This window comes from Reyranella sp. GW821-FHT14A01 (assembly GCF_058803965.1).
The window spans coordinates 128,351-151,896 of sequence record NZ_JBXAPM010000010.1; the positions used below are offsets into that span (position 1 = coordinate 128,351).

Sequence of the window (23,546 nt, forward strand, 5' to 3'; positions counted from 1 at the left end):
ATCCGGTGCGCCAGATCGTCCGTAAGATGGCAGTGTGCAGCGCGACTCCTGCTGCGCCCGCCGAGATCCGCAACCTGATCAAAGCTGATGGGGAGTGCGATTTCAGATGGCACAATTGGATACAGCTCCAGAAATCCCTGGTGAGAAAAAATTAGAATCGAATTCCTTAAGACCCAGCTTCTGGCAGCGCCTCGCTGGTATCGGCGAGCGCTTCAGAGCCTCCACGGCCGCATGGGTCACGATTATGACCGCGATTGTTTCTGCGGCAGTGCCGGCAACGGAAGCGGCACGCGGCTGGTCGGCTCAGCAGGTGAAGGATGCGGAGACCCGCTCGATAATCGCTCAGAAGGAACTGGATCAGAAGGCCACTCTCGCAACGAGCTACCTTGACCGGCTTGCCAAGCCGGATTTGAAGAGCGACGACAGGCTGATGTATCTGAGCGCGCTCGCTCAACTCGAACAGCATCCACTCCGGATATGGGCCAAAGATGAGCAGACTAAGCAGGCGGCTGAGCTTGCCGCACTAGCCAAGCTAGCGACCCAAATTCAGCAGTCAGTGGACGCCAGGCGCGAGGCACAGACGGAACTTGACCAGCTTGAGGGCGAGATCGAGGTAGCCAAGCTGAAGCTGGCGCAGGCCAAAAGCTTTGCTGACTTCGAGGCGTACCGCAAAGGGCTGCTGGACCTGAATCATCGTCGAAACATCATGCGAGCCAGTGCCGATTTGTCTGGCCTCATGGGAGAGTATCGGAACCTGGCTGCCTCGGGTGTTCAGAGTGTCTTAGGCGTTGTGCTGGGTGATGCGTCGGAGAAATTCAGGAAGGTAAGCGCACAGGCTACAGAAATTTCGAGGCGGGCAACCGAAAACCAGACGAAGATCGCCGCGCTTCGACTGGCGGCAGTCGCAGCATGGGATGCAGACGATGTCACGACCGCCGGCGAAGCCGTAAACGAAGCGGTGCAGTTATGTAGAGCGGAGGGCAAGCCGTTCAGATCCGATCGCGATTGTACGCTGATCACATTCGCTCAAGTCCTCTCCGCCTTCCGGATGTTCACGGTCCGGCGGAATAATAACGACATGGACGCTGCATTCAGGGAGGCCGATAAGGCTCTGAGGGCAGCGTACCCTCTCCGAGAAGGGCTCGCCCTATCCCCTCCGATAAGGCCGTCGGAGGGAACCGAAAGTGGGCGCGAGCACGTGCGGAACGTAATCTCCGTGGTGGGATGCTGGGTCTACGAAGTGCGTAGCGATCCGAAGCTGCAATCTCGAGCGGACCGCTTGTACGGACGCCAGGAGGCGTTGCTCAAAACGATTGAGTTCGGTTATGCGAAGCCGGAAGAAACCTGCGGCAATCTTCCTGGCATGAACACCATCTGGCCATAGGCCGACAGCACGATCTTGGTCACGAGGCGAACTTCAGCTTCTACGCACGGCCGAACTTCCAGCGTGCGAGCGGAACATGTCCGCCTCCTCCCAGCAAGGCATGCATTAGCAGGAGTTCGCGTACAGCCCCACCGTCGCGCGATTGAACCTCCGTCGTCGGCAAGCCGACTTCTGCCATGGCCGCACCGAGACGCCGGTGGAGCGATGCGAGATCGATAGTATGCGCGTCGACCATGGACGCCGCCTTTATTGCCCTCTCGACGACGTCGTAGGGTAAGGCCGCATGATCGCCGAGATCGTGCAGGATCGCATGGCCCCCTTCGGCTATTGGGGACTTCCTGTCGAGAATTGCCATGAACAGCAGGCTGCTCACCGGATGCCGGAGGGGTCCATCGCCCCGATCGTGCGGAAGCTGGTCGAACATGCTTTCACTGCCTGCAGATCCGCGAGGCTCCATTGCCTCAGGCGGCCGTGTTCGATGTGGGATGCCGCAGCGCGCAATCAACCTTCGGCGTGGCGCAAAGCGGCGACGACATCCACGAGCTGGTCGTAGCCGGAATTCACACCCTGCACGAATCCCATGCCGACATGCTCGTCGTGCATCGACTGCGAGTCGAACAATGTGCTCATGATGAGCGTGGTCTTTCCGTCCTTCTCGTCGAGATCGATCGTGACGATCATGCGGCCCGCGCCGGCGATCTCGAAACCGTTGTCGTAGACGATGCGGCGGTCCTTCACGATCTCGCGGTAGGTGCCGCCGAACGGCATGTTCTGCACGCCGCTCGAGCCGGTCATGGCGAACCGGAATTTGCCGCCGACGCGGAAATCCATCTCGCACATGGTGAGTGGCCAGCCCACGGGACCGAACCACTTCATCACATGCTCGGGCCTGCTCATCGCCAGGAAGACGATGCGGGCTGGCGCGTCGAAGGTGCGTGTGATGACGACGGTGCGGTCGGCAGGATTGCTACTTGCGGCGACGCTTGCGGACATTCGATTTCTCCTTGGCTTGCAATTCCTTCACGTAGGCGTCGAGCCGGTCGAAGCTCTCCTCCCAGAAGCGGCGGTAGTCGCCGATCCATTTCGCGGCATCCTCGAGCGGTGCGGCATTGAGCCGGACCGGCCGGAACTGCGCCTCGCGACCGCGCGACACCAGCCCCGCCCCTTCCAGCACCTTGAGGTGCTTGGAGATGGTGGGTTGGCTGAGGTCGGAGCGTTCGACCAGCTGGTTGACCGTCGCCTCCCCGCTCGCGAGCCGCGCGAGGATCGCGCGTCGCGTCGGATCGGCGAGCGCCGAGAAGACCATGTCGAGTTGTTGCATCTTTATATCGTCGATTGGTTATATTACCAATCGTAAATATAGACGGCACGACGACGCGTCAAGCGTGCGTTCTGATTCTCAGTCCAGCGAGATGCCGGTCTCGACCGCCACGGTCTTCCACTGGCGCACTTCGCCGTCGAGGAAGCGCGCCATTTCGGCACTCCCCTGCGGCATGGGATCGAGGAAGGCGCCTTCGAATTTCTCCTTCACGTCCGGCAGGACGAGAACGCGCGCAATGTCACCTGCAAGCTTGTTCGTCACTTCCGGTGGCGTCCCTGCCGGCGCCAGGAAACCGTACCAGTTGTAGACGACCACGCCCGGCGCGCTCTCGGCATAGGTCTGCACGTCGGGCAGGCGCGGATGACGCTCGGCCGTGGCGATCGCCAGCGCCTTCAGCTTGCCCGACTGGAGATGCGGCATGACGGGCGCCATCGCGTTCATCACCAGCGGGATCTGGCCGTTGATCGCATCGGTGAGCGCCGGGCCGCCGCCCTTGTAGGGCACATGCACGAGGTCGAGACCGACCTTGGTGCGCAGCAATTCGTAGGTGAGATGCGGGCCGCTGCCTTGCCCCGGCGTGCCGACGGGGATCTTCTGCAACTGCTCGCGCGGCATCGCGAGCAGTTCCTTCAACGAATTGGCCGGGAAGGACGGATGGGCCACCATCACCTGCGGTGAGGCGCCGACCAGCGTGATCGGCACGAAGCTCTTCACCGGATCGTAGCGCGCCTTCGAGTAGACCGCCGGATTGATGCCGTGGGCGACGTCGGCATAGAGCAGGGTGTAGCCGTCGGCCGGCGCCCGCGCGACGATCTCCGTGCCGAGCATGCCGGCGGCACCCCCCCTGTTGTCGACGATCAGGCTGTAGGCGCCGATCTCCTGGAGCTTCTGCGCCACCAGCCGCCCGGTGAAATCCGAACCGCCGCCCGGCGCATACGGCACCACGAGGCGGATGGGCTGCGACGGATAGGCGGCCTGCGCGCGGGCAGATGCCGGCACCAGACCAGCCGCGGCGCCGGTAGCCAGGAGATTGCGTCGGGAGAGGGTCATCATGGCATGGAGGGTAATCACACTTCGTGCTAAGCTGAACCTCCGGTCACCCGCCAGACATATGAGGCAAGGGTCCCTCACTGCGTTCGGGATGACACAATTGTTGAAATTGGCGCAGGTGCGCCGATCAAAAAAGCGATGTCATCCCGAACGCAGTGAGGGACCTTTCGCTTTCCTCCAATGCCAACATTATCGTGTCAGCGCTTGCCGTACTCGTCGTGGCGTCGGAAGCGCGGCGGCCCCTGCTCATTGCGGCCCTTGGGCGCGCGATCGAGCCACTGATACATGGACCACAGCCCGTCGACGCCGCGCGTGTAGGTCGAATAGGTGTGATAGACGACGCCGTCCTCCCTCACGAAGGCGCTGACGCCCGGCCGGTCGCGGCCGTAGGTCGAGGCATCGACGCCGCACATGCCGGCGAACTTCACGACCGGCTCCGGTGCGGGAACGATGTCCAGCGCATGCCCGGCGCGTTCGTAGTTATACTGGATATCGCCGTCACGCTGCTGCTGCTCAGTGAACGAGACATTGAAGTCGAAGTTGAAATCGCTGTCGCCCGAGGAGGCCCAGGGGAAGCTCCATCCCATCCGCTGACGGTAGGCCAGCAGCTTGCCGAGCGGCGCGCGCGACACGGCCATCAAGGTCACGTCGTGATTGGCGAGATGGACGACGCTGCCGTCGAACCCGTCGGCGACCGCCGAGCAGGACGGGCAGCCCGCCTTGTAATCGGGGCCGAACATGAAGTGATAGACGAGCAGTTGCGATCGTCCCCGGAAGAGATCCGGCAGAGTGGCGCTCCCCTGCTCCGTGTCGAACCTGTAGGTCTTGTCGACCCGCACCCACGGCAATTCCTGTCGCCGCCGCGCCAGCTCGTCGCTGCGCCGCGTCAGCTCCTTCTCCGCCTCAAGGAGATCGAGGCGGGCTTTCATCCATTCATCCCGTGAGACGACTTGATGCTGCATGGAAAGTCTCCGTCAATGCGGCTTGCGGGAGGCAGTCTCTTCGGCCGAGAGCGCATCGATGGTCTTCACGACCTGCGTCCAGCCATGGCCCATGCCCGTGAAGGCAGTCTCGTTGCGCGGCAGCACGAAGCCGGAATGGACGAGGCGCAGGCGCGTGCCGGCCTCGACCGACGCCAGGGTCCATGTCACCACCGTGTCGAGCGGCGCGCCGTAGCCCACGTTCGATTCGTGCCCGCCCTTCCAGGAATGGACGAAGCGGCGGTTCTCGACCACGTCGAGGACTTCGCAGTGGATCGTGCCGTCCCATCCGCCGGCCGGCGTCGTCTTGTAGGTGAAGCGATTGCCCACCACCGGCTCGAAGCCGGCCAGCGGCATCTTCAGCCAGCGGGAGATGAGCGCGCCGGTCGTCAGCACCTTCCAGATCGCGGGCGGCGCGTGCGGGAAGACGTCCTCGACGACGATGTCATGGGTATCGAGCTTGCGGGCAGCAGCGTTGCTCATGGGTCCATTTCCTTCAGGAGGGCACGGAGGTTGTCGAAGCGATCGCGCCAGAAGACGCCGTAGTGGCTCATCCAGTCGACCAACGGTTCGAGCCCCTTGGGCTCGGCGCGGTAGTAGACGTTGCGGCCCTCGGGACGTTCGACGACGAGGCCGGCCTGCTTCAGGGACTTGAGGTGCTGCGAGATGGCGCCCTGCGTCACCCCGCTTCCCTTCGTGAGTTCGCCCACGGTGATTTCCGAGGCGCCGACCACGCGTTCGAACACCGCCCGCCGCGTCGGATCGGCGAGGGTGCGCATGACTGCATCGATGGGAGCAGGCTGGTTCATGACCAATACATTAGTTTTCACTAATGCATTAGTCAATGCTAAAATGTCGCCGCCATCGGCCGGCGATCCTCACTTCAGGAGGATCGCCACCGCCTGGCTGTAGGCCGTTTCGGCGCGGACCTTGAGCTCGTCGAGGGTGCAGCTACCGATCGGGTGCTGGACCTTCACCACGGGGAAGTCAGGAATTCCGAGCACCCGTGCGATGTTCCTCACCGTCACTTCGAACGGCGTGGTGCAGATCGCGACGGCGCGCTTGCCGAGTTGTTCGAAGGTAATGCTGTCGTGCAGACTGCACGTTGAGCAGGATCCTCAATCCCCCAGGCCGGTGATGAGGAAGTCCACCTCCTGCGCCACCTGGGTGAGCGTGGCCGATGGCGCCGGCGCGCTGGCATTCTTCTTCGAGGCGATCGTGCGGATGGTGCAGCCATGCCGCTCGACGAAGAGCGCCGCGACCTCGCGCAGCATCTCGTCGGCATTGAGCTTGCCGTTTTCCAACAGGCCGATCCGCAGGCCGTCGAGACTGGCGAGCGGCGGCGCGCGGAAGGCCTGGCGCTTGGGCGTCGTCGACATCGGTGAGTAGAGCTGCATCGGAGGACTCCTTCTACTTGCTGGTGCCTGCAGCCGGCGCCGCGATGGCGTGGTGCTGCATGATCGATCCCCGCCCCCGGCTCCAGGACGAGATGAAACAGGAATGGCCGCCGGCATCGCCGCCGCCCATGGTCACGAGAATATCGTCCGGCCGCAGACCGCGATGCAGGAAGCCTTCCATGGCCAGCGCATGCGCGCCCTCGCCGTGCTGCGAGTCGTATTCGCGATCGCGATACTTGCCGACGCCCTTCATGTCATCGACCGAGCGCTTCGCCGTGACGAACAGGAAATCCTGCACCTTCTCGCGCGACCAGCCGGCATCGGCCACGATCTTCATATGCTCGGGCGCCAGGATCACCACGCTCTGGCCCAGGGTGATACAGCCGGTGTTGGCCATCGTGTCCGCGACCGAGCCCAGCACCTCTTCGGGTTTGTTGCCGCCGTGGTTCTCGACATTGAAGAAGCCGCCGCCAGCAAAGCAGGTAACGCTCGACACGCCCTTGGCATAGCCCTGCGCTTCGCAGAGCAGCGGCCACGGATTGCCGCGCGACCGTTCGGCGATGCAGAAGCTGTACTTGCCGGGATTGCCCTGGGTCGACTTGTCAGAGATGCCCGGCAGCATCTGGAAGACGTTGCGCAGGATCAGGCGGGTCGCGCGGCCGATCGTGCCGTTGGCACGATTGCCCGGGCCGAAGAGGTTCACGTCGGCGTTCATGCCGATCTCGTCGGCAAAGTCGCCGCTGACGATGAGCAGGGGCGCCGAGCCGCCGGTGCTGGCGGTCGAGCCGTGGAAGTTGAAGTCCGGCCGGTCCATCGCCTCGAAGGCGGCAACGATCACCGGGAAATACTCGGGCAGGCAGCCCGCCATCACGGCATTGACGGCGGCGGCGTGCAGCGACAGGTCGAGGCCGGTCGCCGGATGATGCGCGATCACCGTCTCGCGCGGCCGCGCATCGGCGGCGAGCATCGCATCCACCCGGTCCACGACCGGCGGCACGACGGGCAGGCCGTCCGTCCATCCCTGCTCGTAGCACCAGTCGATCCCGGCCAGGAGATCGTCCGGCACGTCGTGAACGCGGGGTTTTACGGCTGTCGCCATGGTGCGTGCTCCCTTCCCTCGCCTACTCGACCTTGGCGCCGACACTGTCGACGAGTGTCTTCCACTTCACGATCTCGCCGGGCAGCATGGCGCCGAATTCGGCGCTGGGCAGGAAGTCGATCTCCTGGCCACCACTCTCCAACGCTTCACGGAAAGCCGGATCCTTCAGCGCCCGCTCGAGCGCGGCGACGATCGTCTTCGCCACCTCGGGCGGCGTCCCCGCCGGCGCCGCCAGGCCCAGCCAGCCTTGCAGGCTGAAGCCGTTGGGAAGTGATTCGAGCATGGTCGGCACGTCGGGCAGCAGCCTCGATCGCTTCGAGCCTGTCGTTGCCAAGGCGCGCAAGGTACCCTGCCTGACCTGTGACAAAGGCGTGTCGAAGGTTGGAAACCCCACCTGGACCTGGTCGGCCAGCAGCGCCCGCACCGTCTCGGGCGCACCACGATAGGGCACGTGCACGTAATCGATGCCCGTCGCCTGCCGGAAGGCCTCGGCGGCAAGATGCGCGGGACTTCCCGATCCGCCGGACCCGTAGAACAGCTTGCCGGGATTGGCCTTCGCGAGAGCGATGAACTCGGCCACGGTCTTCGCCGGACTCTCCGGCGGCACGACCATCAGGTGGCCGCCGCGCACGATCAGGCAGATCGGCGTGAAGTCCTTGATGGGGTCATAGTTGACCTTGGAATAGAGCGCCGGATTGGTGATGTGGCTGTTGGACATCGTGAGCAGCGTGTAGCCGTCGGGCGCGGCCCGCGCCGCGATTTCCGCGCCGATATTTCCTGCCGCACCGGGCCTGTTCTCGACGATGAACTGCTGGTTCAGCTCCTGGCCCAGGCGCTGCGCCACCCGGCGCGCGGTGGTGTCGGGCGAGCCGCCGGCCGTGAAGGGAACGATCAGCCTGACCGGCTTGTCGGGATATTGTGCCGAGGCCTGGCTCGCGAGAGTGACCAGCGATGCTGCCGCCAGAAGAAGCGTCAGGCGAAGGCCTTTCAGTCGGCTCTTCTTCACGTCTCCTCCATCGGCAACATCTCCTCGGCCCCATCCGACCGTACCATGGCCTTTCGGACGCGGACCTCTAATAAGTCGCGAAGATTCTCGCGATCTCGACCGGATCCGACGTGCGAGTCAACGCCAGTGCCAGAAGCAGCCGCGCCTTCTGAGGATTGAGATTGTCGGCCGCGAGCACACCGGCGTCGGCGAGTTTCTTGCTGCGGAAGATGCGACCCGATCCGGCGCGCGAGGATTGCACGACCACGATGCCTTGCTTCACCGCGTCGGCCATCGCTTCGAGATCGGCGGCGGGCGCCATGCCTGGGGCAAAGCCGGCGGACACAAGCCCCTTCGCACCGGCTGCGATGAAGGCGCGCATCGCGCTGCCATCGGAGCCGGCATAGGCGTAGGCAATGTCGACCCTCGGCAGGGCGTCGAGACGCGCGATGTCGAATTCGGTGTCGGGCATGTGCCGCCGCTCGGGCCGTCGGTAGTAGGCGATGCGGTCGGCATCGGCGTGGCCCAGGATACCGAAGTCGGGCGTGCGGAAAGTCTGCATGCGCCAGTTCGAGGTCTTGGTGACCTCGCGCGCCGCCTGGATCTCGTCGTTCAGCAGCACCAGCACACCGCGACCGCGGCTCTGCGGATTGGCGGCCGTGCGCACGCCGTTCACGAGGTTGATCGCAGCGTCGGTCGACAGGCCCGAGGCCGGCCGCTGCGATCCGATCAGGACGACGGGCACATCGACCTTGAGGACCAGGTTCAGAACCCACGCCGTCTCTTCCAGCGTCGCCGTGCCGTGCCCGATGACGATGCCGGCAAGATCGGGATGCTCCGCCACGACGCGATGACAAAGCGCCGCGAGTTCCTGCCACTCGGCGAAGTAGATCTCGGGGCTCGGCACGTTGCGGAAATCGACCGGGATCACCTCGGCGATCTCCTCGACCACCGGGAAGCGGGCGACGATCTCGCTGGCGTGCATGCGGTTATCGTGCACGCCGTAGTCCTGCAGCTCAAGCGGATGGATGCCCAGCGAGGACATGGTCCCGCCAGTGCCGATGAAGGCCACCTTGGGCCGGTTCGTGCTGCTCACCCGATGCTCCTGCGCTGTTCGTACACAAGGCGCTCAACGCAAGATCGATGCCGCCGCAATGTCGCCAATCGGCGACATTGCGCGCAGCGAACGATGAAGGCTGTCTAGCTCTTGGCGCCGATCTTGTCCTGCGTCTTCAGGTCGAAGTCGCTGGCGTCGTGGCGCTCGTGGAGCTGGGCCGCAGGATCGCCCTGCAGGCGGTTGACGATGCGGCCGCGACGGACCGCCGGACGCGCGCCGATCTCGTCGGCCCAGCGCTGGACATTCTTGTATTCGTGCACGGCGAGGAACTCGCCCGCGCCGTACAGAAGCCCCTTGGCCAGCCCGCCGTACCACGGCCACACCGCGATATCGGCGATCGTGTAGTCGTCGCCACCGAGATACTTGCTCTCGGCCAGCCGCCGGTCGAGTACGTCGAGCTGGCGCTTGGTCTCCATCGCGAACCGGTCGATGGCATATTCGATCTTGGTGGGCGCATAGGCGTAGAAATGGCCGAAGCCGCCGCCGAGATAGGGCGCGCTGCCCATCTGCCAGAACAGCCAGGACAGGCACTCCGCGCGCTTGGCGCTATCGGTCGGCACCAGTTCGCCGAACTTCTCCGCGAGATAGAGGAGGATCGCGCCGGATTCGAACACGCGCACCGGCGTGGGGCCGCTGCGATCGACCAGGGCCGGGATCTTGGAGTTCGGATTGGCGGCCACGAAGCCGCTGCCGAACTGGTCGCCCTCGCCAATCTTGATCAGCCAGGCGTCATATTCCGCACCCTTGTGACCGAGCGCCAGCAGCTCCTCGAGCATGATGGTGACCTTCTGGCCGTTCGGCGTGCCCAGCGAATAGAGCTGCAGCGGATGCCTGCCGACCGGCAGCTCCTTCTCGCTGGTCGGTCCGGCGATCGGCCGGTTGATATTGGCGAAACGGCCGCCGCTCGCCTTGTTCCAGGTCCAGACCTTCGGCGGCGTGTACTCGGATGCGTCACTCATGCTCAAGCTTCCTCTGATGAAGGCTTCGTGAATGGGACCATCTTAGCGCCATTCTCCGGCCTTGCCCGCCTGGCAGCTAGAATTAGAAATCGGTGCAGAAGATATGCTAGGTAGGGGCGGTTTCATTTCATGATGGCCTTATGAGAATTCTGGTTACCGGCGGCGCCGGCTTCATCGGTTCAGCCGTCGTGCGTCACATCATCCGCGACACCGACTGGACCGTCGCCAACGTCGACAAGCTCACCTACGCGGGCAACCTCGAATCGCTGGCCGAGGCGCAGACCAGCAATCGCCATCGCCATTACAAGGTCGATATCTGCGATCGCGCCGGCATCGACGCCGTCCTGGCCGAGTTCAGGCCCGATGCCGTCCTGCATCTCGCTGCGGAGAGCCACGTCGACCGGTCGATCACCGGCGCCGCGCCGTTCATCGAGACCAATGTCAACGGCACCTTCACGATGCTGGAGGCCGCCCTCGCCTACTGGCGTACGCTCGACGAGGCCGCGCGTGCCCGCTTCCGCTTCCAGCATATTTCGACCGACGAGGTGTTCGGCTCGCTGGGCGCCACCGGCCTCTTCAGCGAGACCACGCCCTATGCGCCCAACTCGCCCTACTCGGCCAGCAAGGCCGCGTCCGACCATCTGGTCCGCGCCTGGCATCACACCTACGGGCTGCCGACGCTGGCGACCAACTGCTCCAACAATTACGGCCCCTATCACTTCCCCGAGAAGCTGATCCCGCTGGTCACTATTCGTGCGCTACGCGGGGAGAGCCTGCCGGTCTACGGCAAGGGCGAGAACGTACGCGACTGGCTGCATGTCGAGGACCATGCCGAGGCGCTGACCCTGGTGCTGCGCAAGGGCCGGCCTGGCGAGACGTACAATATCGGCGGCAACAGCGAACGCCGGAACATCGACGTGGTGCGCGGCATCTGCCGCCTGCTCGACGAGATGCAGCCCGGCGCCAACCATCGCCCGCACGAATCGCTGATCCAGTTCGTGACCGACCGGCCGGGCCACGACGCCCGCTACGCCATCGATGCGTCCAAGATCGCGAACGAGCTGGGCTGGCGGCCACGCCACGATTTCGAGAGCGGCCTGCGCGACACGGTGCGCTGGTTCCTGGACAATCGCAGCTGGTGGGAGCGCGTGATGAGCGGTGCCTATCGCGGCGAACGGCTCGGGCTCACCGGCGGCTCGTGAGCCGCCGCCTCGCCTACTTCAACAGATCGAGCAGGCTCGCCGGCAGGTCGCCGCGCTGACGACGGACTTCGATGCCCAGCAGGGCGGCGATGCCCGGCAGGTTTGAAATCTCGCCGGTCAAGGCCATCGACACCGCTTCCCCGAATGGCATGAGCCTGCGTGAAAGCTGCTCGGTATCGTCGGGCTGCGGTGCTCCCCGAGCGAGCCCCCAGGCGACGAAAGCCGGCACGGCCTCGGTGGAGATGCCCGGCGAAACCGAGCCTTCCACGATCTTGAGCCAATGCTCGGCCGTGCAGCCGGTCTCCTCCTTCAGCTCCGCCCGCGCCACGACGAGCGGATCATCGCCCATGCGCGCCCCGCCGCCGGGGATTTCCCAAGTGAAGCGATCCAGGACGTAACGGTACTGACCGATCAGGGTGACACGACCATCCTGATCCACCGGCACGACGCACACGCCGTAATACTTCATCCGCACGCTGTGATAGCTGCGCGGTTCGCCGTCGGACAAGGTCACCCGGTCGTGGCGGACCGAGAAGTACCGGCAGTCGTAGCCGGTCTCCTCCTTCAGCGTCTTCCAGGGATTGGCTTCGTCCACGGGCTCCAAGGCAATCCCTCCCGAAGCAGCGCCTTACGCCAGCGTGGCGGTCAGATGGCGGGCGACCGCCTCGCATTGCTTGCGGATGTCCGGCACCGCCGTCGTCTCCCAAAGGTTGCCGCGAATGGGCGGTCCCAGGGCGAAGAGGGCGTCGGATGCGACACCGCTCTTGCTGATCAGGCGATAGTCGTTGCCGAGATCGAGGCCGAGGGACAGCGAATCCGGTCGCGCCAGGCCGCCATCGAACAACGACCGAAGCAGGGGATCGCTGATCCGGTCGTAGTCGAGTTGCGGCCCGGAGCAGTTGACCAGCCACGCGCCTTCGATCCGGTGCACGGCGTTGTCGCCCCGCGCCTTCACGGTCACGCACACGCCTGTCTCCCCCAGCTCGACGGTCTGCAAGCGACCGGCCATCACGATAAGCTTGTCCGCGCGCTGCAACTCCTCGATTTCGGCGGCCACGGGCTGCGCCACACGATGGCGATGCACTTCCCAATAGGGCCTTACATGGCGCAGGAACCGACGTCGCTCGGCGATCGACAGGCCGCGCCACAGCGCCTGGGTCTGCGGCCGCATCGAGTCGAGAACGGCCCGCCAGTCGATACCGCTCGCCGCCGCCGCCACCACTTCACCACGGACCATGCGCATCAGGCTCGTAACGGTGGTCGGCAAGGACTGCGGTTTCAGGAACGCCGGATAGGGGCTGACGTCGCGATGCGGCAAAGGCATGAAGCCCCGTCGTGAAACGGCGGTGATGACGCCCTGATGTCCTCGCGAATGAAGGTCGAGGACAACGTCCACCATCGTGAGGCCCGTGCCCACCAGGACGACGCTATCGTTCTTGCCGATTCGCGACAGGCCGCCGCTCCACGGATTGGCGATATAGCGGGCTTCTCCCGCGGCGCCGGTTTGCGGCCTGACGGGAAGAGCCGGCGGGAAATTCCCGACGCACAGCGCGACGCGATCGGCCTTGTGCCGGGCGCCATCCGACGTCCGCAACTCGACCGATTGGCCGTTCACGCTCAGGTCGACCACTTCCGCGCCGACGCCGAGCATCGATGAATCAGGATGTGCGTCGAGACAGGCCGACAGCGTCGAGCGGAGATACTTCCCGTACAGGCCGCGGGAGACGAAGGCGCCGCGCGCCTGGGCTCCTGCGGCAGGCGGGTTGCTGTCCAGCCATTCGATGAAATGCTCGGGCCGCGAGTCGTAGGCACTCATGTTGCCGACGCGCACGTTCAGCAGATGCTTGTCGTTGGGCGTGGAGTAGGCCACTCCGCTGCCGAACGCCGCCGCACGATCGAACAGGAGAATGCGCACCGGTACCGGTGACTGCTCGATCAGGTGAACGGCCAGCATCGTGCCGGAGAAGCCTCCGCCGATGATGCCGAAGGTCGGGCGTTTGTCCTCAGTCACTTTTCACCTCGCAGGCCAGGCGTGCGCGTGCATGCAGTTCTCGGCATGGCGTTCCTCCGTCAGCGTGCTTGAAACAGTCGCATGGTAAGCAGGTTCAGGTGGAGTTCCTCCCCCTTGAGCACGGCATGCTCGAGCGGAAGCGTCACCTCGACCGATGGCAGATTGTCCTCGAGGATCAGCTCCGCGCGCCGCGCCGAACCGACCCGGCGCGTACCGACCACCTTGCCCATGAATGTGCCGTGCCCGGTCGAATGGGCCAGCGCCATGTCCGTGGGACGTATGAACAGCTCCGCGGGGCCGGCCGGGAACTGGAACGGCGCCGGCACCTTCCCTCGTCCGAGGTTGATCCATCCCGCCTCGACGTTCACCGGCAGCCGGACGGCGTCGCCGACGAAGCCCGCGACGAAGGGTGTTGCGGGTCGATCGAGGATATCGTCGGCACCACCAAGCTGCTCGAGGCGACCGCGATTGAGGATGGCGACCCGGTCGGCCAGTTCGAGGGCCTCTTCCTGGTCGTGTGTCACGAACAGCGTGGTGTGGCCTGTACGATCGTGCAGCTCGCGCAGCCACCGGCGAAGGTCCCGGCGCACCTGCGCGTCGAGCGCCCCGAACGGCTCGTCGAGCAGGAGCACACGCGGCTCGACCGCCAGTGCGCGCGCGAGCGCCACGCGCTGCCGCTGGCCGCCCGACAACTGCGCCGGATATCGCTTGCCCAGCCCCGGAAGCTGGACCAGTTCCAGCAGATCCTCGGCTCTCTTCCGGATCTCCGTGCTCGACGGTCGCAGATGGCGCGGCCGCACGCGCAAGCCGTAGGCCACGTTCTCGGCGACGCTCATGTGCTTGAACAGCGCATAGTGCTGGAACATGAAGCCGACGCGCCGTTCGCGGACGGGAAGATGCGTCGCATCCTCGTCTCCGAACAGGATGCGCCCCGCCGTCGGCGACTCGAGGCCCGCGAACAGGCGCAGCAATGTCGTCTTGCCCGATCCGGACGGTCCGAGAAGCGCCATCAACTCGCCGGGCTTCACCTGCAGGTCGATGCCGTTGACGGCGGCGACGCCGGGGAATGATTTGGCCAGCCCTTCCGCCGTGATGGCGATCGGCTTGTCCGTGCTGAAATCGACCGTGGTGTTTGCCATATCAGTGACGTCGCGAAGTTGAGAGGCCTTCTGCGTGTCGCCATTCGAGGATCGACTTTGCAGCAAGGGTGACAAGGGCCAGTCCGGCCAGAAGGGCCGAGACCGCGAACGCACCGACGAAGTTATACTCGTTGTAGAGGATCTCGACCTGGAGCGGCATGGTGTTGGTGAGGCCTCTTATGTGGCCGGATACGACCGACACGGCGCCGAATTCACCCATGGCGCGCGCGTTGCAAAGCAGGACGCCATACAGCAGCGCCCAGCGGACGTTGGGCAGGGTGACGGTCATGAACGTCCGCAGCCCCGACGCACCGAGCGTGAGCGCGGCCTCCTCCTCCGCCGTGCCCTGCTCCTGCATCAGCGGGATGAGCTCGCGGGCGATGAAGGGAAAGGTGACGAAGATCGTGGCAAGCACGATGCCCGGGACGGCGAAGATGATCTTGATATCCCAGGAGTCGAGCACCTTGCCGAAGACACCCTGCGCGCCGAACAGCAGCACGAAGGTCAATCCCGACACGACGGGCGAGACGGAGAACGGCAGGTCGATCAGGCTGATCAGGAGGCTCTTGCCGCGGAACTCGAACTTGGCGATCGCCCAGGCCGCGGCCAGGCCGAACACCAGGTTGAGCGGCACCGTGATGGAAGCGACGATGAGCGTCAGGTAGACCGCCGAGAGCGTATCCGGATCGGCATAGGTGGCGAGGAACGGCTCGATGCCCCGGTGCAGCGCTTCGATGAACACGGCCACCAGCGGCAGGACCAGGAACAGTCCCAGGAACGCCAGAGCCACGGCAATCAGCAGCCATTGCAATGGCCGGCTCTCGCTCAGCGCCGTCTCACGCACCTTCGTACCTCCGGCGGCTCAAGGCCTGGACGGAGTTGATGATCAGCAGCGCGACGAACGAGATCGCCAGCATCACGACGGCAATCGCCGACGCGCCGGCATAGTCGAACTCTTCGAGACGGGTCACGATGAGCAGCGGCGCGATCTCCGAGACGAAGGGAATATTGCCGGCGATGAAGATCACCGAACCGTACTCTCCGACCGCGCGCGCAAAAGCCAGGGCCACGCCCGTCACCAGCGCCGGCACGAGGGCCGGCAGCACGACGCGAAAGACGGTCTGCATCCGGGTTGCGCCGAGGGTTGCCGAGGCTTCCTCGACCTCGTGCTCGAAATCCTGCAACACGGGCTGCACCGTGCGGACGACAAACGGCAAACCGATGAAGACGAGAGCGATGAAGATACCCACGGGTGTAAACGCGATCTTGATGCCCCATGGCGCAAAAAGCGCGCCAATCCATCCGTTGGGCGCATAGAGTGCCGCCAGGGCGATGCCTGCCACCGCGGTCGGAAGCGCAAACGGCAGGTCCACGGCGGCATCGAGCAGCCGCCGGCCCGGGAAGTCGTACCGAACGAGCACCCAGGCGACGAGCGTGCCGAAGAAGGCGTTGAGCAGGGCCGCCAGTGCGGAGGTTATGAAGCTCACTTCGAGCGCCGCCATCACGCGCGGCGTGGTCGCGACCTGCCAGATGCCGCCGAGCCCGAGCGCGCTCGCCCGCCATACCAGCACGATCAGCGGCAGCAGGACGATCAGGGACAGGTAAGTGGTGGCGAATCCCAGCGTGATACCGAAGCCAGGCAGGGCGCTCGGTTTCATGAAGGTGAACCGCCGGCCCGTCACGGGAGCAACCGTCACCGAGGAGCCTTGCCCGCCGGCTTGTAGATCTGATCGAAGATGGCGCCGTCGGCAAAATGCTCGGCCTGGGCCTTCTTCCAGCCGCCGAAGACTTGGTCGATCGTGACCAGCTTGATCTTCGGGAACCGCGCCAGATCGGCCGGATCGGCGTCCTCCGGCTTGAACGGCCGATAGAAGTTCTTGGCGATGATCTTCTGGCCGGCCGGCGAATAGAGGAAGTTGAGGTAGGCCTCCGCCGCCTTCCGCGTGCCGCGCTTGTCGACCACGGCATCGACGACGGCGACCGGCGGCTCCGCCAGGATCGACAGGGACGGCACCACGATGTCGAACTTGTCGGCACCGAACTCCTGCAGAACCAGGAAAGCCTCGTTCTCCCAGGAGATCAGCACGTCGCCGACGGCACGCTGGGCGAAGGTCGTCGTCGAGCCGCGCGCGCCGGAGTCGAGCACCGGGACGTTCTTGAAGATCTCTTCCACGAGTTTGCGGGCGGCGGCCTGGTCACCCTTCGTGCGTTCGAGTTCGTCGGCCCATGCCGCGAGATAGTTCCAGCGCGCACCACCCGAGGTCTTGGGGTTGGGCGTGACGACCGACACGCCGGACTTGGCAAGATCCTGCCATTCCTTGATGCCCTTGGGATTGCCCTTGCGAACGACGAACACGATCGTCGACGTATAGGGGCATGAATTGTTGGGCAGGCGCGACTGCCAGTTCTCCGGCAGGCGCTTGGACTCGCGGGCGATCGCATCGATGTCGCCGGCCAGCGCCAAGGTCACGACATCGGCTTCGAGACCATCGATCACCGAACGGGCCTGCCGGCCGGATCCGCCATGAGAAGTGCGGATCGTCACCTTCTGTCCGGCGCTGCGCTGCCATTCGTTGGCGAAGGCGTCATTCACGACGCGATAGAGCTCGCGCGTCGGATCATAGGAGACGTTGGTCAGCACGACCGCAGCCGGCGTCTGGCTCTTCGCTTGCCAGGAGACAGTCGACGCGCCGAGAGCGGCGCCTGCGACGAGAAACGAACGACGGTGCAAACTCATCATCGTGCCTCCTACAGTCAGTCTAACAGCTGGACCAAAGCAGGCTACAAATGCCTAATTGGTTTGTCGACTAGAATGGTAGAGATTGTCAACACTTCGCCCTCGATCGATCGTGAGCCTGTGGACACGATCAGCACTACAGCGGGTAAGCAACGCGGGAGCTCATCTTCTTCGGCGTCGATTTCTTTCCCGGCCGGACCTCACTCATGGCGTCGGAAAGACTCGTGTTATCAAGAATATCCCGGCTCGACTTCGCGACTTGCGCAAACACACGCCGAATTTCACAGTTGGTCTCGTCCGAACAATCCTTGCATCGGCGGTAAGCAATGTTCGAAAGGCAAGGCAACAGGGCAATCGGCCCATCGACGATCCGCAACACCTCCCCGAACATGATCTGCGACGGTAGCTTGTTGAGTTGATAACCGCCAAGCTTACCGCGCTTGCTCCGCACCAGTTCGTGACGCTTGAGGTCCAGCAATATCTGTTCCAGGAACTTCTTGGGGATCGAGCAGGATGTCGAGAGATCCGACGTCAGCACTGCTTGATCGGGATCCGTTTGAGCCAGCGCGATGAGGGCTCTCAGCGCATACCTTGCCCTTTGCGAGATCATTTCAAACCCAATGCCGGTAGAGTCGGCTGAATCCTTTCAAAGATAACTTTGGCACATACTAGGTTGGGGACGAAGTACATCCGTACCCGGTCCGGATCGCCGCCTTCCCCTTGCGCGGGACTATCGCTATCGTCTCAACGCGCCAGCGATTGGGGAGACGCATATGTTCGAGCTTGAGAAAGATGAGCGCATTCGCGGCATCGATGCAAACACGGCTGCTCTATCGATGGCGATGGCACACGACTTCATTCTCGAAATCCTGCTTACGCGCGACATGCTGGAAACAGGACACGACGAGGCCCGGAAACTCGCCCGCCTGGCAATCGAGCGCTGGGAGCGGAGATATGGGCAGGAGTCGAACTCGAGCATCCTGCGCGAAGACGATCGCGGACGTCTTCACAGCTCCGGCAAAGCTTTCGTCGACCGCCTGATGAGGAAAGCGCTTGCACGCTCCGACCATATCCGTGAGCAACTGGGTCCGAATCCGACTCAGGAAGGCTGAGATTTCGAGGCCCCTGGGGCCCGCGCGCCGAGGTCGGACCTTGCCTACAGGTCACGATCATTCATATAAACAAATTCCATATCCACGAAGTTTGCGGGCATGAAGACATTTGAAACGCCACTCTCAGGAGTAATTGTTTTCGAGCCCCGCCGGTTCGGCGATTCACGTGGTTTTTTTGTCGAGACATTCCAGGCGGAACGTTATGCCGCTTTGGGAGTTCTCAGACCCTTCATTCAAGACAACCTGTCGCGGTCGGCATATGGGGTGCTGCGCGGATTGCACCTCCAGCATCCCAATTCCCAAGGCAAGCTTGTCAGCGTTCTTCGCGGCAAGGTGTTGGATGTTGCCGTCGATGTACGGCGCGGCAGCCCGACCTTCGGAAAATCCTTCACGATCGAACTCAGCGAGGAGAACGGCCGTCAGATGTTCATTCCGAGGGGGTTTGCCCACGGATTTGTCGTCCTCTCCGAAAGTGCGGACTTCTTCTACAAGTGCGACGACCTGTACAGCCCGAAGGACGAGATCACGGTACGCTGGTGCGACCCGGAACTCGGCATCGACTGGCAGATCTCGGATCCCAAGATCTCCGAGAAGGACGCCGCCGCCCTTCCGCTGTCCCAGATCGATCGGCTTCCTGAATACGAAGGTTAGACAGTGCGGATTCTCATCACGGGCGTCACAGGACAAGTCGGATCGGCGCTGATTCCTCGTCTGTCGCCTTTCGGCTCGATCATCGCAGCCGATCGCACTCTGATCGACTTGACCAAGCCTCGCGAGATTGTCGGTCGACTGGATGAACTGGCACCCGACATCATCGTCAATCCCGCGGCTTATACCGCGGTCGACAAGGCCGAAGACGATCGCGAGACCGCCTTTCTGGTGAACGAAGCCGCTCCGCTCGCCATTGCCCGTTGGGCGGCCGACAAGAAGGTCCCCCTTATCCATTTTTCTACCGACTATGTTTTCGACGGCAGCGGGACGACTCCCTGGAAGGAGACCGATACTCCCTCCCCGCTTTCCGTTTACGGCGCCAGCAAGCTTGCCGGCGAAATAGCCATCCGGGATGTCGGCGGTCCGCATCTGATTGCCAGGACGTCATGGGTCTATGCGCCGACCGGCGCCAACTTCTTCCGCACGATCATGCGCTTGGCCAAGGAACGCGAAGAGTTGCGCATCGTCGCCGATCAATTCGGCGCTCCGACATCAGCCGCCATCATTGCCGATACCGTAGCGGCCCTGTTTGGCGACCCTCGCGGCCTCTCCGATGTCGTCGCCAGGACGGGCGGCCTCATCCACCTGACGGCCTCGGGCAGCACCAGCTGGCATGGCTTTGCCACTGCCATCGTCGGCGGGCTGCGATCCGAAGGCATTGAGTTGAAGGCTGTCCGGATCGAGCCGATTGCGACCAGCGATTATCCGATGAAAGCGCCGCGCCCCCTCAATTCCCGTCTTGATCTGACAAAACTGTCCCAGATCCTGGGAAGCCCGGCGCCTCACTGGACCGCCGGACTCAAGACCGCCATCGACGAGACCGCAGCCGCAGCCGCAGCCGCAGCGCGGTAGACTACTGATCCAGGAACCAGCGCCAGGTCCGCGGCAATCCGATATCGAGCGTGACCTTGGGTTGATAGGCGAAGGTGCGTGCCGCCTTTCCGATGTCGCTATAGGTCCGCACGACTTCACCGGTGCGCCAGGGCGCGTAGCGAACCTCGAACGGCCACTCGGGGCCGACCACACGACGCATGCTCTCGAGAAGTTCGGCAATCGACGTGGGCTTGCCCGAGCCCAGATGGAACACACCCGACGCCGACGCCTCCAGTACCTGGAGAATGCCGTCGCACAAATCTTCGACGAAGACGAAGTCGCGGGCCTGACTGCCGTCGCCGTACACCGTGACCGGCTGGCGCGTCAGAATTTGACGGAAGAAATGCGCGACCGCACTGCCTTTGAGCCCCGAGTGAGGTCCGTAGACATTGGAAAAACGCAGTGCCGTCGTTCGGAACCCATAGGAGCTTGCAAAGGCGTGGGCGTATCCTTCCATCGCAAGCTTGGATGCGCCGTAGGGTGACAAAGGCTCGGGCACCAACCCTTCGTGAGTGGGCGCCGTCTCGGCTCCGAACAGTGCGCCGCCCGTCGACGCCATGACGACATGGGGCACGCCGGCATCGCGCGCCGCCATCAGCACATTCAGCGTCCCCCGTACATTCACCTCAAAATTGAGCTGCGGATCCTCAATCGATTCGATCACACGCGTATGGCCCGCGAGATGAACGATCGCGGTGCAGCCGCTGGCCGCCTGCCTCACGGCAGCGAGATCGCGGACATCGCCGTCCAGATCGACGACACTCCCGTCAGCCACGCGATCGGGCAGTGCCATCGATCCATTGTCCAATAGGACGAGCTCCGCTGCAGGCGTCCTGCCGCGAATCCGGTGAATCAGATTGGTTCCGATGAAGCCGCGCCCGCCGGTAATCAGGATCTTCTGTCTGGTCACGAGTTGAACCGCTGCGCTGAATCGAGGCTGTTATGCCGCGGCCATCTTGTCGAAGTGCTCGCGGGCGACCCGCGCCCGCTCCGGCGTCCAGTACGATGCGCAAGGGATCTTCGAGAAATCGACACGATCCCGGTAGAGCCGGGCAACTGCCGTGATCTCCTCGAGCAAGCCCCGCTCCAAAGTCGTCGAAGACACTCCAAGGGCCTGGAAGTTCGGGTTCGCGACTTCGAGCTCGTTTTCCTCGAGCTCGTTGCGTGGATTGGGAATATTCTCGATCGCGGCGCCGGTGAGCCTTTGCACCAGCACAGCGAGGTCGCGAATGCGATGTGTCTCGGTCATCTGGTTGATGATGCGAACGCGATCGCCGGCCGCCGGCGGCAATTCGATAGCCCGCCGCACGCAGTTCACCGTATCGCGAATATGGATGAAGGCCCTCGTCTGCCCGCCCGTCCCGTGGACGCTCAGCGGATAACCCACGGCCGCCTGCATCAGGAAGCGGTTGAGCACCGTCCCGTAGTCGCCGTCGTAGTCGAACCTGTTGATGAGCCTCTCGTCGAGCACCGTCTCCGGCGTTTGCGTTCCCCAGACGATGCCTTGATGCAGGTCGGTGATCTTCAGCCTGTCGTTCTTCGCATAGAACTGAAAGAAGAGAGCGTCCTGCGTCTTGGTCATGTGATAGATGCTGCCGGGATCCGGCGGGTACAGGATTTCACGATCGACATAGGTTCCGTCCTGAAGCGGAACCTTGATGTTGAAATACCCTTCCGGAACCACCGCCCCCAGCGCGCCGTAACCGTAGACGCCCATCGTGCCGAGGTGCACGCATTGAATGTTGCGATCGACCTCGACGATCGCAGCGAGGATATTGTTGGTCGCGTTGAGGTTGTTGTTGACCGTGTAGCGTTTGCAGGCGGCCGACTTCATCGAATAGGGCGCCGCGCGCTGCTCGGCAAAGTGAACGCAGGCAAGCGGGCGAAATTCACGCAGGACATCGAGGATCGCGTCGAAATCGGCGGCGACGTCGAATTCGCGAAACCGGATCGTGCGACCGGTCAGGGATTTCCAGGTTTCCAGCCGCTCTTCCAGGGAGCGGATGGGAGTCAGCGAACTGGCCGAAAGCTCCGCCTCTATGCGCCGCCTCGAAAAATTATCAACAATAACAACGTCGTAACCAGCGCGGCTCAAATGCAGGCTGGTCGGCCAACCGCAGAACCCATCGCCTCCGAAGACAACGACCGTGCCTTCAGCCATCATGCAGTTCCAACATGGGGACAATCCTTACCCGGCTTAAGACGCCGCCACAAGTTCCTCCCAGACAATGGCGTCAAGGAGGCGACGGGCCTCAGTAGTTCGAGCTCCTCGTCAGATCGTAGTACGTACCGGAGACTGCACGGATCACCTGCATGAGCTTCAGGAACTGCGCGGCCTCCGCCGTCGCCAGCACGACGATGTCCTTGTTGCGCAGTTGTACTTGCTGGGCGAAGAAATAGCCGTCTGCCTGGGTCAGATCGACCCTGTAGATGAATGGGGTGCTGCCTGCCCCGTCCAGCGTGTCCACGCGCGAGGACACGTACCGCGTATCGACGGCTTGATGGTCGACCGTGAGCACCTTCCGCGCAAGAGGAGCAGGCTCGTACCGAAAGAGGTAGACAGCCGCGAGATTCGTCGTCGTCTCGATTCCGCCGCCCGCACGCGCAATGGCTTCGGCCAACGTAATCGACTCGACGTCGAACGGATACTGGTTCACCTTCATCGTCGCGCCCATGACGAGGAAAGTCTTGGGATTGAAAACCAGCGAAATATTGTCGTTGGGCTGAGCGACAATATTGTCTTCCGAGTTCGACATTATTTGCGTAAGCGGTACCGAGAAGGTCTGCTGCCCCCGCATCAGGCGGAGATCCATCTGGATCGCGGTCTGCTTTGGCCCACCGGCCCAGGCAACCGCGTCGAGCAGCTTCTCGCCGCGCAAGGTCAACGGCATGAGGCCGGACCTGTTGACTTCGCCGCCCACCGAAATGGTGTTGCTCGCGTTGCCCACCAGCGACACGACGACCTGTGGACGCACCGTCTGGCCAGCCAGCCCCTCCTGGATAATGGCAGCGGCCTGCGATGGCGTGCGCCCGGCCACGGTCACGCGTCCGACAAAGGGTATGGTCACCTTTCCGTCGGATTCGACCAACTGCAGCGGAATCGTGGAGGGTTGCGGCGCCGCCAGCCCCGGCGTTCCGGTCATCAACGCGGGAACGGTGCCCTGGAACAGAGTGGAACCCGGCGTCTCATAGACAGTGATGCCGATGAGATCTCCCGGCTTAAGTGCAACGCTGGGAGTGTATTTGTGCACTCGATAGGCGGCCGGGAAACTCTCCGCCCGATAGCTTGCCAGGGTCCGGCTCACCAGAGACGTGACTTTCACCACGTACACGTCCCAGTTTTCGTCCTTTGATCGGATCAGCTGAGTGGCCGTCGGCGCCACCCCCGGGAGGGCATCGCAAGCCGTCAGGCTGAGGAGGAAGGAACATAACAATATCCGCGAAAATAGCGTCATTTCCTGCCGAAATC

Annotated in this window: 27 protein-coding genes; 5 read left to right on the forward strand and 22 right to left on the reverse strand. The window is 63.5% G+C overall.

Annotation, left to right across the window (positions count from 1 at the left end):
• Positions 1-106 precede the first annotated feature (106 nt).
• Positions 107-1,384 (forward strand): hypothetical protein, encoded by a 1,278-nt coding sequence (locus tag AC1ROX_RS18785; RefSeq protein WP_493127878.1) that lies wholly within the window; start codon positions 107-109, stop codon positions 1,382-1,384.
• 40 nt (positions 1,385-1,424) lie between these two features.
• Here AC1ROX_RS18785 and AC1ROX_RS18790 read toward each other — a convergent pair whose 3' ends face one another.
• The 12 genes from AC1ROX_RS18790 to yghU form a co-directional block, all read right to left on the reverse strand.
• Entirely contained in the window at positions 1,425-1,808 is a 384-nt protein-coding gene (locus tag AC1ROX_RS18790) for a hypothetical protein (RefSeq protein WP_493127880.1), read from the reverse strand.
• A gap of 77 nt (positions 1,809-1,885) precedes the next feature.
• On the reverse strand, positions 1,886-2,377 hold the full coding sequence (locus tag AC1ROX_RS18795) for an SRPBCC domain-containing protein (RefSeq protein WP_493127882.1): 492 nt from the start codon (positions 2,375-2,377) through the stop codon (positions 1,886-1,888).
• Positions 2,352-2,705, reverse strand: coding sequence for an ArsR/SmtB family transcription factor (locus AC1ROX_RS18800; RefSeq protein WP_493127884.1), 354 nt, complete (start codon positions 2,703-2,705; stop codon positions 2,352-2,354). Before AC1ROX_RS18800 ends, AC1ROX_RS18795 begins: the two co-directional genes overlap by 26 nt.
• Before the next feature lie 78 nt (positions 2,706-2,783).
• The gene (locus tag AC1ROX_RS18805) at positions 2,784-3,758 is read right to left on the reverse strand and encodes a Bug family tripartite tricarboxylate transporter substrate binding protein (protein WP_493127886.1); all 975 of its coding nucleotides are present in this window, start codon (positions 3,756-3,758) and stop codon (positions 2,784-2,786) included.
• Between the two features lie 194 nt (positions 3,759-3,952).
• On the reverse strand, positions 3,953-4,717 hold the full coding sequence (locus AC1ROX_RS18810) for a DUF899 domain-containing protein (RefSeq protein WP_493127888.1): 765 nt from the start codon (positions 4,715-4,717) through the stop codon (positions 3,953-3,955).
• Positions 4,718-4,729: 12 nt separating this feature from the next.
• Positions 4,730-5,218 (reverse strand): SRPBCC family protein, encoded by a 489-nt coding sequence (locus AC1ROX_RS18815; protein ID WP_493127890.1) that lies wholly within the window; start codon positions 5,216-5,218, stop codon positions 4,730-4,732.
• Positions 5,215-5,544: an ArsR/SmtB family transcription factor gene (locus AC1ROX_RS18820; protein ID WP_493127892.1), complete on the reverse strand. Its 330-nt coding sequence runs from the start codon at positions 5,542-5,544 to the stop codon at positions 5,215-5,217. Before AC1ROX_RS18820 ends, AC1ROX_RS18815 begins: the two co-directional genes overlap by 4 nt.
• 69 nt (positions 5,545-5,613) lie before the next feature.
• Positions 5,614-6,132, reverse strand: coding sequence for a UGSC family (seleno)protein (locus AC1ROX_RS18825; RefSeq protein WP_493127894.1), 519 nt, complete (start codon positions 6,130-6,132; stop codon positions 5,614-5,616).
• Positions 6,133-6,145: 13 nt separating this feature from the next.
• Entirely contained in the window at positions 6,146-7,231 is a 1,086-nt protein-coding gene (locus AC1ROX_RS18830; RefSeq protein ID WP_493127896.1) for a hypothetical protein, read from the reverse strand.
• Between the two features lie 22 nt (positions 7,232-7,253).
• A complete protein-coding gene (locus AC1ROX_RS18835; protein WP_493127898.1) occupies positions 7,254-8,237 on the reverse strand; it encodes a Bug family tripartite tricarboxylate transporter substrate binding protein in 984 nt (327 codons plus the stop codon).
• Between the two features lie 67 nt (positions 8,238-8,304).
• The gene (locus AC1ROX_RS18840) at positions 8,305-9,312 is read right to left on the reverse strand and encodes an asparaginase (RefSeq protein ID WP_493127900.1); all 1,008 of its coding nucleotides are present in this window, start codon (positions 9,310-9,312) and stop codon (positions 8,305-8,307) included.
• Between the two features lie 104 nt (positions 9,313-9,416).
• Complete coding sequence (gene yghU / locus AC1ROX_RS18845; protein ID WP_493127902.1) at positions 9,417-10,292, reverse strand: glutathione-dependent disulfide-bond oxidoreductase; 876 nt, start codon at positions 10,290-10,292, stop codon at positions 9,417-9,419.
• Between the two features lie 140 nt (positions 10,293-10,432).
• Between yghU and rfbB the strand changes: the two genes are divergently transcribed.
• Positions 10,433-11,494 carry a dTDP-glucose 4,6-dehydratase gene (gene rfbB / locus AC1ROX_RS18850; RefSeq protein WP_493127904.1) on the forward strand — a complete coding sequence of 354 codons (1,062 nt, stop codon included), beginning with the start codon at positions 10,433-10,435 and terminating at the stop codon, positions 11,492-11,494.
• A 13-nt stretch (positions 11,495-11,507) separates the two neighbouring features.
• On the opposite strand, the gene AC1ROX_RS18855 is transcribed toward rfbB, so the two are convergent.
• The 7 genes from AC1ROX_RS18855 to AC1ROX_RS18885 form a co-directional block, all read right to left on the reverse strand.
• Positions 11,508-12,089, reverse strand: a complete 582-nt coding sequence (locus AC1ROX_RS18855) for an NUDIX domain-containing protein (protein ID WP_493127906.1) — start codon at positions 12,087-12,089, stop codon at positions 11,508-11,510.
• 33 nt (positions 12,090-12,122) lie between these two features.
• Positions 12,123-13,505 carry an FAD/NAD(P)-binding protein gene (locus AC1ROX_RS18860; RefSeq protein ID WP_493127908.1) on the reverse strand — a complete coding sequence of 461 codons (1,383 nt, stop codon included), beginning with the start codon at positions 13,503-13,505 and terminating at the stop codon, positions 12,123-12,125.
• 59 nt (positions 13,506-13,564) lie between these two features.
• On the reverse strand, positions 13,565-14,605 hold the full coding sequence (locus AC1ROX_RS18865) for a sulfate/molybdate ABC transporter ATP-binding protein (protein WP_493128197.1): 1,041 nt from the start codon (positions 14,603-14,605) through the stop codon (positions 13,565-13,567).
• A gap of 40 nt (positions 14,606-14,645) precedes the next feature.
• Positions 14,646-15,488 carry a sulfate ABC transporter permease subunit CysW gene (gene cysW, locus AC1ROX_RS18870; protein WP_493127910.1) on the reverse strand — a complete coding sequence of 281 codons (843 nt, stop codon included), beginning with the start codon at positions 15,486-15,488 and terminating at the stop codon, positions 14,646-14,648.
• Positions 15,481-16,302 carry a sulfate ABC transporter permease subunit CysT gene (cysT, locus tag AC1ROX_RS18875; RefSeq protein ID WP_493127912.1) on the reverse strand — a complete coding sequence of 274 codons (822 nt, stop codon included), beginning with the start codon at positions 16,300-16,302 and terminating at the stop codon, positions 15,481-15,483. Before cysT ends, cysW begins: the two co-directional genes overlap by 8 nt.
• 35 nt (positions 16,303-16,337) lie before the next feature.
• Positions 16,338-17,381 (reverse strand): sulfate ABC transporter substrate-binding protein, encoded by a 1,044-nt coding sequence (locus tag AC1ROX_RS18880; RefSeq protein WP_493128198.1) that lies wholly within the window; start codon positions 17,379-17,381, stop codon positions 16,338-16,340.
• A gap of 136 nt (positions 17,382-17,517) precedes the next feature.
• The gene (locus AC1ROX_RS18885) at positions 17,518-17,991 is read right to left on the reverse strand and encodes an RrF2 family transcriptional regulator (RefSeq protein WP_493127914.1); all 474 of its coding nucleotides are present in this window, start codon (positions 17,989-17,991) and stop codon (positions 17,518-17,520) included.
• A gap of 163 nt (positions 17,992-18,154) precedes the next feature.
• Here AC1ROX_RS18885 and AC1ROX_RS18890 point away from each other — a divergent pair, with 163 nt between their 5' ends.
• From AC1ROX_RS18890 to rfbD, 3 genes are all read left to right on the forward strand, one after another.
• Positions 18,155-18,493, forward strand: coding sequence for a hypothetical protein (locus AC1ROX_RS18890; protein ID WP_493127916.1), 339 nt, complete (start codon positions 18,155-18,157; stop codon positions 18,491-18,493).
• 99 nt (positions 18,494-18,592) lie between these two features.
• Positions 18,593-19,144, forward strand: a complete 552-nt coding sequence (rfbC, locus tag AC1ROX_RS18895; protein WP_493127918.1) for a dTDP-4-dehydrorhamnose 3,5-epimerase — start codon at positions 18,593-18,595, stop codon at positions 19,142-19,144.
• A 3-nt stretch (positions 19,145-19,147) separates the two neighbouring features.
• Positions 19,148-20,056, forward strand: a complete 909-nt coding sequence (gene rfbD / locus AC1ROX_RS18900; protein ID WP_493127920.1) for a dTDP-4-dehydrorhamnose reductase — start codon at positions 19,148-19,150, stop codon at positions 20,054-20,056.
• Position 20,057: 1 nt separating this feature from the next.
• On the opposite strand, the gene AC1ROX_RS18905 is transcribed toward rfbD, so the two are convergent.
• From AC1ROX_RS18905 to AC1ROX_RS18915, 3 genes are all read right to left on the reverse strand, one after another.
• Positions 20,058-20,987, reverse strand: a complete 930-nt coding sequence (locus tag AC1ROX_RS18905; RefSeq protein WP_493127922.1) for an NAD-dependent epimerase/dehydratase family protein — start codon at positions 20,985-20,987, stop codon at positions 20,058-20,060.
• A gap of 30 nt (positions 20,988-21,017) precedes the next feature.
• The gene (locus AC1ROX_RS18910) at positions 21,018-22,238 is read right to left on the reverse strand and encodes an NAD-dependent epimerase/dehydratase family protein (RefSeq protein ID WP_493128200.1); all 1,221 of its coding nucleotides are present in this window, start codon (positions 22,236-22,238) and stop codon (positions 21,018-21,020) included.
• Positions 22,239-22,329: 91 nt separating this feature from the next.
• Entirely contained in the window at positions 22,330-23,532 is a 1,203-nt protein-coding gene (locus AC1ROX_RS18915; RefSeq protein ID WP_493127924.1) for a polysaccharide biosynthesis/export family protein, read from the reverse strand.
• Positions 23,533-23,546 lie beyond the last annotated feature (14 nt).

Bases quoted from the DNA above. Each gene is read 5' to 3' on its own strand.
- yghU (WP_493127902.1), bottom strand. From the start codon at position 10,292: ATGAGTGACGCATCCGAGTACACGCCGCCGAAGGTCTGGACCTGGAAC.
- AC1ROX_RS18880 (WP_493128198.1), bottom strand. From the start codon at position 17,381: ATGAGTTTGCACCGTCGTTCGTTTCTCGTCGCAGGCGCCGCTCTCGGC.
- AC1ROX_RS18910 (WP_493128200.1), bottom strand. From the start codon at position 22,238: ATGGCTGAAGGCACGGTCGTTGTCTTCGGAGGCGATGGGTTCTGCGGT.
- AC1ROX_RS18915 (WP_493127924.1), bottom strand. From the start codon at position 23,532: ATGACGCTATTTTCGCGGATATTGTTATGTTCCTTCCTCCTCAGCCTG.
- AC1ROX_RS18815 (WP_493127890.1), bottom strand. From the start codon at position 5,218: ATGAGCAACGCTGCTGCCCGCAAGCTCGATACCCATGACATCGTCGTC.
- AC1ROX_RS18810 (WP_493127888.1), bottom strand. From the start codon at position 4,717: ATGCAGCATCAAGTCGTCTCACGGGATGAATGGATGAAAGCCCGCCTC.
- AC1ROX_RS18830 (WP_493127896.1), bottom strand. From the start codon at position 7,231: ATGGCGACAGCCGTAAAACCCCGCGTTCACGACGTGCCGGACGATCTC.
- AC1ROX_RS18785 (WP_493127878.1), top strand. From the start codon at position 107: ATGGCACAATTGGATACAGCTCCAGAAATCCCTGGTGAGAAAAAATTA.
- rfbB (WP_493127904.1), top strand. From the start codon at position 10,433: ATGAGAATTCTGGTTACCGGCGGCGCCGGCTTCATCGGTTCAGCCGTC.
- cysT (WP_493127912.1), bottom strand. From the start codon at position 16,302: ATGAAACCGAGCGCCCTGCCTGGCTTCGGTATCACGCTGGGATTCGCC.
- AC1ROX_RS18800 (WP_493127884.1), bottom strand. From the start codon at position 2,705: ATGCAACAACTCGACATGGTCTTCTCGGCGCTCGCCGATCCGACGCGA.
- AC1ROX_RS18790 (WP_493127880.1), bottom strand. From the start codon at position 1,808: ATGTTCGACCAGCTTCCGCACGATCGGGGCGATGGACCCCTCCGGCAT.
- AC1ROX_RS18820 (WP_493127892.1), bottom strand. From the start codon at position 5,544: ATGAACCAGCCTGCTCCCATCGATGCAGTCATGCGCACCCTCGCCGAT.
- rfbC (WP_493127918.1), top strand. From the start codon at position 18,593: ATGAAGACATTTGAAACGCCACTCTCAGGAGTAATTGTTTTCGAGCCC.
- AC1ROX_RS18795 (WP_493127882.1), bottom strand. From the start codon at position 2,377: ATGTCCGCAAGCGTCGCCGCAAGTAGCAATCCTGCCGACCGCACCGTC.
- AC1ROX_RS18885 (WP_493127914.1), bottom strand. From the start codon at position 17,991: ATGATCTCGCAAAGGGCAAGGTATGCGCTGAGAGCCCTCATCGCGCTG.
- AC1ROX_RS18890 (WP_493127916.1), top strand. From the start codon at position 18,155: ATGTTCGAGCTTGAGAAAGATGAGCGCATTCGCGGCATCGATGCAAAC.
- AC1ROX_RS18805 (WP_493127886.1), bottom strand. From the start codon at position 3,758: ATGATGACCCTCTCCCGACGCAATCTCCTGGCTACCGGCGCCGCGGCT.